We start from the raw sequence: 6,933 nt of genomic DNA, 5'->3' as shown, positions 1-6,933 counted from the left end.
GCTGGTGAGCCGGCGCGGGGCCGAGGCTCCGGGCGCGGCCGAGCTGGTCGCCGAGCTGTCCGAGCTCGGCGCCGAGATCACCGTGGCGGCCTGTGACGTGGCCGACCGCGACGCCCTCGCCACGCTGCTGGAGGGCGTGGACGAGCTGGCGGGCGTGGTGCACACGGCCGGCGTCCTGGACGACGGCGTCATCGCCGCGCAGAGCGCCGAGCGCCTGGACGCCGTACTCAAGCCCAAGGCCGACGCCGCCCGCCACCTGCACGAGCTCACCCGGCACCGCAACGTGAGGGCGTTCGTGTTGTTCTCCTCGCTGGCCGGGGTGCTCGGCAGCGCGGGCCAGGCCAACTACGCCGCGGCCAACGCCTACCTCGACGCCCTGGCCCACCAGCGCCAGGCGGACGGCCTACCGGCCACCTCGCTGGCCTGGGGTCTCTGGACGACCAGCGGCATGGCGGGCGAGCTGGACGAAACCGACCTGCGCCGCATGGAGCGCGCAGGGGTCAGACCGCTGTCCCCGGAGGAGGGGCTGGTGCTCTTCGACCTCGGCGTGCGCTCCGGCCGGCCCGTGCTGGTCCCGGCGAAGTTCACCAAGGCCAGGAACCGCAGCAAACCCCGCCGTACGCGGCCGGGCCAGGGGCTGGCGGAACGGCTCGCCACGATGGAACCGGCCAAGATCGAGGCCACCCTGTCCGAGGTCGTCAGAGGCCAGGTGGCCGCGGTGCTCGGGTTCGCCGACGAGTCGGCGATCGAGCCGCAGCGCCAGTTCCAGGAGCTCGGCTTCGACTCGCTGACCGCGGTGGAGCTGCGCAACCAGCTCAACACGGTCACCGGACTGCACCTGCCCGCCACGCTCATCTTCGACTATCCGACTCCCCACGACCTGACGCGATTCGTCCTGGAGCAGCTCTTCCCGGCGGTCGCGGCGGGCACGGCCGAGCCCGCCGACGCCCGCAGCGACGCCGAGGTGCGCCAGCTCCTGACGAGCATCCCGATCGAACGACTGCGTGCGGCCGGGCTGCTGGACAGCCTCATGCGCCTGGCCGGCCCGGAGAACGAGGAGACGAACGGCAGAACCGAGGAGATCGACAGCATGGACGCCGACCTCCTGATTCAACTCGCCCTTGAAGGCGGGAGTTCCTAGTCAAAGGAAATGATCATGAATCTGGTTACCACTTGGACGACGCTCAAAGAATCCGACTCGGCGAACCTCGTGCTCTGCGTCGACTTCACGGAGACCGGCAGGGCGGAGGCGGGTTTTCCCGATTTGCTGGCGAAGATGGACTACGACGGGACGTTCTGGCACGTCTCTCCACCCGCCGTGGCGCCCGGAGCGGACATCGACGGCGCCGCCTATGTGCGTTCGTGGTTCGAACCCCTCAAGGCGAGCGGCCGGAAGGTTCACGCGGTGATGGGCTACTGCATCGGCGCCGTCTACGCGGCCGAGCTCGTGAAGCTGCTGGAGGAGGAGCAGGGTGAGGCGCCCCGGCTGATCCTCTTCGACCCCGAGCCGACCAGCCTGGAGAACATCTACTTCCAGTTCGGCAAGGTCTTCGGCATTCTCTCCTCAATCCTCAACGAGGAGGACGTCGCCGAGACCCGCGAGGCCATGGACCGTCCCCTTCAGCAGGAGGGCGTCACGGTCGAGGGCTACGCCACCCAGCTGTACGCGAAGTTCCGCGACGTCGGGCACCGCGCGTTCGATAGAGCCGGGCTCGACCCGGAGTACTCGGAAGAGATGTGGGGCACGTTCAGCGCCTTCCTGTCCTTCCTCACCTACGCCGACCACCTGGATCCCTGGGAGGGGTGGCAGCGCGCCACCGCGGTGAGCTCGTCCAACCCCCGCAACGGCCTCAACGGGCTGCGCGCGTCCGGTCGTGACGCCGTCGTGGCCGAGGAGCTCAGGTTCGACAAGGGCCATGACGTGTTGCTGACCGACGACGAGATCGCCAGGGCCGTCACCAAGCTGCTGGAGAGATGATCATGGAGCAGATGCTGGGCCAGCGCGCCACCCGCAAGGAGCAGGCGCTGTGGCTGCTGGAGGAGCTCGTCCCCGGTGCGGGGGTGAACAACCTGGCGGTGGCGTTCAGCGTGACCGGCCGGGCGCAACGCGACCTCCTGCTGGAAGCGGTCAACCACGTCCTGCACCGCCACGAGATCCTGCGCACGGTGTTCAGGATCGAGCCGGAGGGCATGGTGCGCGAGGTCGTGCCCGCCGAGCAGGCCGTGCTGCGGTTCGAGGAGGCCCCCTGGGACGCCACGCGCGAGTGGCTGACGGAGTTCGTCGCGCGGCCGTTCGAGCCGGGCGGCGAGCTGCTGGTGCGCGCCGCGGTGCTGGAGGAGGACGCGGGCGAGGTCTACTGCCTGGCCGTCCACCACGCGATCTTCGACGGGCTGTCGACGGCGCTGCTGACCAACGAACTCGTGACCGTCTACGACGCGCTCGTGGCGGGCGAGTCGCCGGCGCGCGACGTCGTACCGGCCTGGGAGGAGCCGGACGCCGACCCGCGCAGTGGCCCGTTCTGGCGCGACAAGCTGGACGGCTTCCACGCCGGCGACCTCGACCTGTGGTGCGAGCAGGCCGAGACCTCCCAGACGACTCTCGTGGGCGACGTGCTCAACTGGGAGCTGTCGCCCGCCGCCCGCGACGCGGCCCGGCGCATGCAGCGCGAGCTGCGGGCGCCCGAGTCGGTCATCCTGCTGGCCGCGTACGGCGTGCTGCTGGCCGCGCACGGCGCCGGCCCCGACCTCACCATCGGCTCGCCCGTCAGCGTGCGCACGCCCGAGGCCGCCACCCGCATCGGCTACCACATCAACGTGCTCACCCTGCGCACGCGCATTCACTGGGCGAACACGTTCCGCACCCACGCGCGCACCACCCGGCGCGCGTTCATGGAGGCCATGTCGCACGCCGACTACCCGGTGGACGACCTGCTGGAGATCGTGCCCCGCGACGGCTGGCGCAACAACCTGTTCCGGCACACCTTCAACTACGTGCCCGCCGACCTGACGGCCGGTTTCACGCTGGGTGGCCTGCCCGCCGAGCAGGTGGTGGTCGAGAACGGCTTCAGCAAGTTCGACCTGGAGTTCTTCGTCACCTCCATCCCGGACAGCATCAAGATCCGGACCGCGTTCTGCGTGGACGTGCTCGACCGGGCCGACGTGGAGCTGCTGCTGGCCCGCTACGACGAGCTGCTCGTCACGCTCGCCGAGCAGCCCGACCTGCCGCTCGCGGACATCCCCGTGTGGTGCTACCAGGACCGCGCCGCCATCGAGATGGCCAACGCAACCGAGCACACCGTGACGCCCGCGACCGTGCTGGAGAAGATCGCCCGCAAGGTGTCCGCCGCCCCGCCGGAGGACGTCGTGGCCGTGGTCGACGGCGACCGGGAGGTCGGCCTGCGCCGGTTGTGGGCCGCCGCCGAGGCCACCCGCGACGCGCTCCAGGCCGCCGGGGTGGGCAGGGGAGACGTCGTCGCGCTGCTCGCGCGGCGCTCTCCCGAGCTGGCCGCGGCGGCGCTCGGCGTGTGGCTGGCGGGGGCCGCGTACCTGCCGCTGGAACCCGACCACCCGCAGCAGCGCCTCGACTACCAGCTCGACGACGCCGGCGCGGCCGTGGTCCTCGCGGGCGACGGCATCACCGTCTCCGGTGAGCGCACGGTCCTGCCGCTCGTCTCCGCCGACGCGGTCACCCCGGTGTCCGGGACGGTGTCACCGTTCAGCTCCGTCAGGCCGGAGGACTGCGCGTACCTCATCTACACCAGCGGCTCGACAGGGCTCCCCAAGGGCACCCTGATCGACCACTACAGCCTCGCCAACCTGATCGCGCACTTCGCGCACCAGCTGTCGGCGGGACCGCGCGACACCGTGCTATGGCTGACCACGTTCAGCTTCGACATCTCCGCGCTGGAGCTGTTCCTGCCCCTGACGACGGACGCCCGGCTGGCCATCGCGCCGGACGACGCCCGCACGCAGGGCGAGCCGCTCGCCGAAGCGCTGCGGCGCTACGGCGTCACCATCGCCCAGGCCACGCCCACCACCTGGCGGCTGGTCGTGGACCAGGCGTCCGGCGAGCTGGCGGGCTGCCGCGTGCTCTGCGGCGGCGAGCCGATGCCCGCCGTCCTCGCCCAGCGGCTGGCCGCCACCGGCTGCGAGCTCTACAACGTGTACGGCCCCACGGAGACCACGATCTGGTCGACCGCCGGACGCGTCGACCCGGCAGCCGACCGCGTCGACGTGGGCGTGCCCATCGCCAACACCAAGGTCTACGTGGCCGCCCCCGACGGCCGCCCGCTGCCCGTCGGCACCCGCGGCGAGCTGTGCATCGCCGGCGACGGCGTGGCGATCGGCTACCACAACCGGCCGGAGCTGACCGCGGAACGGTTCGGCGAACACCCCGTGTACGGCCGCTTCTACCGCACGGGCGACCTGGCCCAGTGGACCTCCGACGGCAAGCTGGAGATCCTCGGCCGGCTCGACCGCCAGATCAAGCTGCGCGGCAACCGCATCGAGCTGGCCGAGGTCGAGGGCGTGCTGCTGGCGCACCCGGACGTGCGGGCGGCCGCCGTCGTGGTGGTCGGCGACCCCAGCGCCGACGCCGTGTTGTGGGCGTTCGTGGTGGCGCCCGGCCGGCCTGAGGTCACCGGCGAGCTGTGGGAGCACGCCAGCGCGTCGCTCCCGTACGCGGCCACCCCGCAGGAGTACGTCGCCGTGGACGCCTTCCCGATGACCGGCAACGACAAGGTCGACTACCCGGCCCTGCGCAAGCTGGCCATGGAGCTGCGCAGCACCGCCGAGACCACCGCAGAGGAGGCCGACCTCCCGGCCGGCACCGGGGACGCGCTGGTCGACTCCCTCGTGGCGCTCTGGAAAGCCATGCTGAACCGTACCGATCTCGGCCCCGACAGCCACTTCTTCGCGCTCGGCGGGCACTCGCTGCTGGCCGTCAAGCTGCTGCAGGAGATCAAGAAGGCGACCCAGATCAGGCTCAAGCTGAAGGACATCTTCGAGGAGCCCACCCCGGCCGGTCTCGCCCGCAGGCTGCAGGCCGCCGACACGAATTCCTGACGAGGCGCGGCCGGGCACCCCCGCCCGGCCGCCGGCACGACGTAAGCGGCACTAGTGGATAGGCGGGTTGTCTCGTGTTGGAGAAAGTCGAGGAAGTACGGGCTGTTCCGTCCGCGCGGCCGGGCCGTTCCCCCGGCGCGCCACCGACCCTGGAATCGATGCGCGCCGACATCGCGGCCCAGCTGGACCTCGACCCCTCCGAGGTCACGGACGGCGCCGACCTGATCAGCCTCGGCCTCGACTCGCTCCGCGCGATGCGGCTGGCGGGACGGTGGCGGCGGGCGGGAGCCCGGATCGTCTTCGCCGAGCTGGCGACGGAGTTCACCCTCGCGGCCTGGTGGTCGCTGGTGCGCTCCCGGCTGGCCGAGGCCGCTCCCCGGCAGGAGCCGGAGCGGGCCGTGGACGAGGCGGCGCCGTTCCCGCTCACTCCCGTCCAGCTCGCCTACTGGATCGGCCGCGGAGACGGGCAGGTCATCGGGGGCGTCGGCTGCCACGCCTACCTGGAGTTCGACGGCTCCGGCGTCGACCCTGAGCGGCTGGAACGGGCCGTACGCGCTCTCGTCGCCCGCCACGGGATGCTCAGAGCCGTCTTCCACGACGACGGCACCCAGCAGATCATGGACACCAGCCCGTGGCCGGGCCTGACCGTGCACGACCTGTCGCAGCTCGGCGACGACGCCGCGGAGCACGTCAGGGAGCAACTGTCGCACCGCCGCTTCGACGCCTCCCGCGGCGAGGTGTTCGACGTGCGGCTGTCGCTGCTGCCGGGCGGCCGGTCGAGGGTGCACTTCGAGGTGGACTTCCTCGTCGCCGACGTGCTCGGCCTGCAGATCCTGCTGAAGGACCTGGCCCGGCTCTACCTGGAGCCCGGCACGCCCATGCCGCCGCCGGCCTGTTCGTTCCCCCGCTACCTCGCCGCCAGGGGCGAGGAGCGGGCGGCCCGGCGTACCCGCGACCAGGAGTACTGGCGTGGCCGGCTGGACGAGCTGCCCGGCGCGCCGCAACTGCCTCTCGCGACCGAGCCGGCCACGATCACCCGGCCCAGGTTCGTGCGTCGCGAGAGGTGGCTGTCGACCGGCGCGTGGCAGCGCATCCAGGAGCAGGCCCGCGTGCACGGGCTGACCCCCGCCATGGTGCTCGCCGCCGCCTACTGCGAGGTGCTGGCCGCGTGGAGCCGCGAACCCCGCTTCCTGCTCAACCTGCCGCTGTTCGACCGGGACGACACCGTGCACCCCGACGTCGCCCACCTGGTCGCCGACTTCACGAACCTGATCCTGGTCGCCGCCGACCTCTCGGAGCCGCAGCCGTTCGCCGAGCGCGCCCGGACTCTTCAGGCCCGCTTCCGCGCCGACGCCCGGCACACCGGGTACTCCGGCGTCGAGGTGCTCAGAGACCTGGCCCGCAACGGGGAGCACACCGGCGCGCCGGTCGTGTTCGCCTGCAACCTGGGGACCGAGCTGATCGTGCCGGAGGTGCGTGAGGCGTTCGGCGAGCCCGGCTGGATGATCACGCAGACCCCGCAGGTCTGGCTCGACCACCAGATCAACGAGTACGACCACGGCCTCCACCTGGCGTGGGACGCGGTGGAGGAGTTGTTCGCGCCTGGGGTGTTGGATGCGATGTTCGGGGCGTATGGGGGGTTGTTGGAGTGGTTGGCGGAGGGTGATTGGTCGGGTGAGGTGCCTGGTCTGCTGCCTGTTGGTCAGGGGGTGGTGCGGGCGCGGGTGAATGCTACGGCTGGTCGGGTGCCGGATGGGGTGTTGCATGGTGGGTTCTTCGCTCGTGCGCGTACCGAGCCGGATCGGGTGGCGCTGATTTCTGGTGGCGGTTGTGTGTCGTATGGGGAGTTGGCGGATCGGGTGTTGGGGG

The 6,933-nt window shown here is 71.4% G+C and carries 4 protein-coding genes; all 4 read left to right on the top strand.

What is annotated here, in order from left to right:
* The coding region (locus GUY59_RS45205; RefSeq protein ID WP_161715066.1) for a type I polyketide synthase at positions 1 to 1,141 on the top strand (1,141 nt) is incomplete at its 5' end.
* 15 nt (positions 1,142 to 1,156) lie between these two features.
* Positions 1,157 to 1,978: a hypothetical protein gene (locus GUY59_RS45200; protein WP_132337550.1), complete on the top strand. Its 822-nt coding sequence runs from the start codon at positions 1,157 to 1,159 to the stop codon at positions 1,976 to 1,978.
* A gap of 2 nt (positions 1,979 to 1,980) precedes the next feature.
* Complete coding sequence (locus GUY59_RS45195; protein ID WP_161715065.1) at positions 1,981 to 5,064, top strand: non-ribosomal peptide synthetase; 3,084 nt, start codon at positions 1,981 to 1,983, stop codon at positions 5,062 to 5,064.
* Positions 5,065 to 5,222: 158 nt separating this feature from the next.
* A partial coding sequence (locus GUY59_RS45190; RefSeq protein ID WP_236668128.1) for a condensation domain-containing protein occupies positions 5,223 to 6,933 on the top strand: 1,711 nt, incomplete at its 3' end.

The sequence above is a fragment of the Nonomuraea sp. K271 genome, from assembly GCF_009908215.1.
Lineage (GTDB): Bacteria > Actinomycetota > Actinomycetes > Streptosporangiales > Streptosporangiaceae > Nonomuraea > Nonomuraea longispora.
This window is presented reverse-complemented; position numbering and strand designations above follow the sequence as displayed.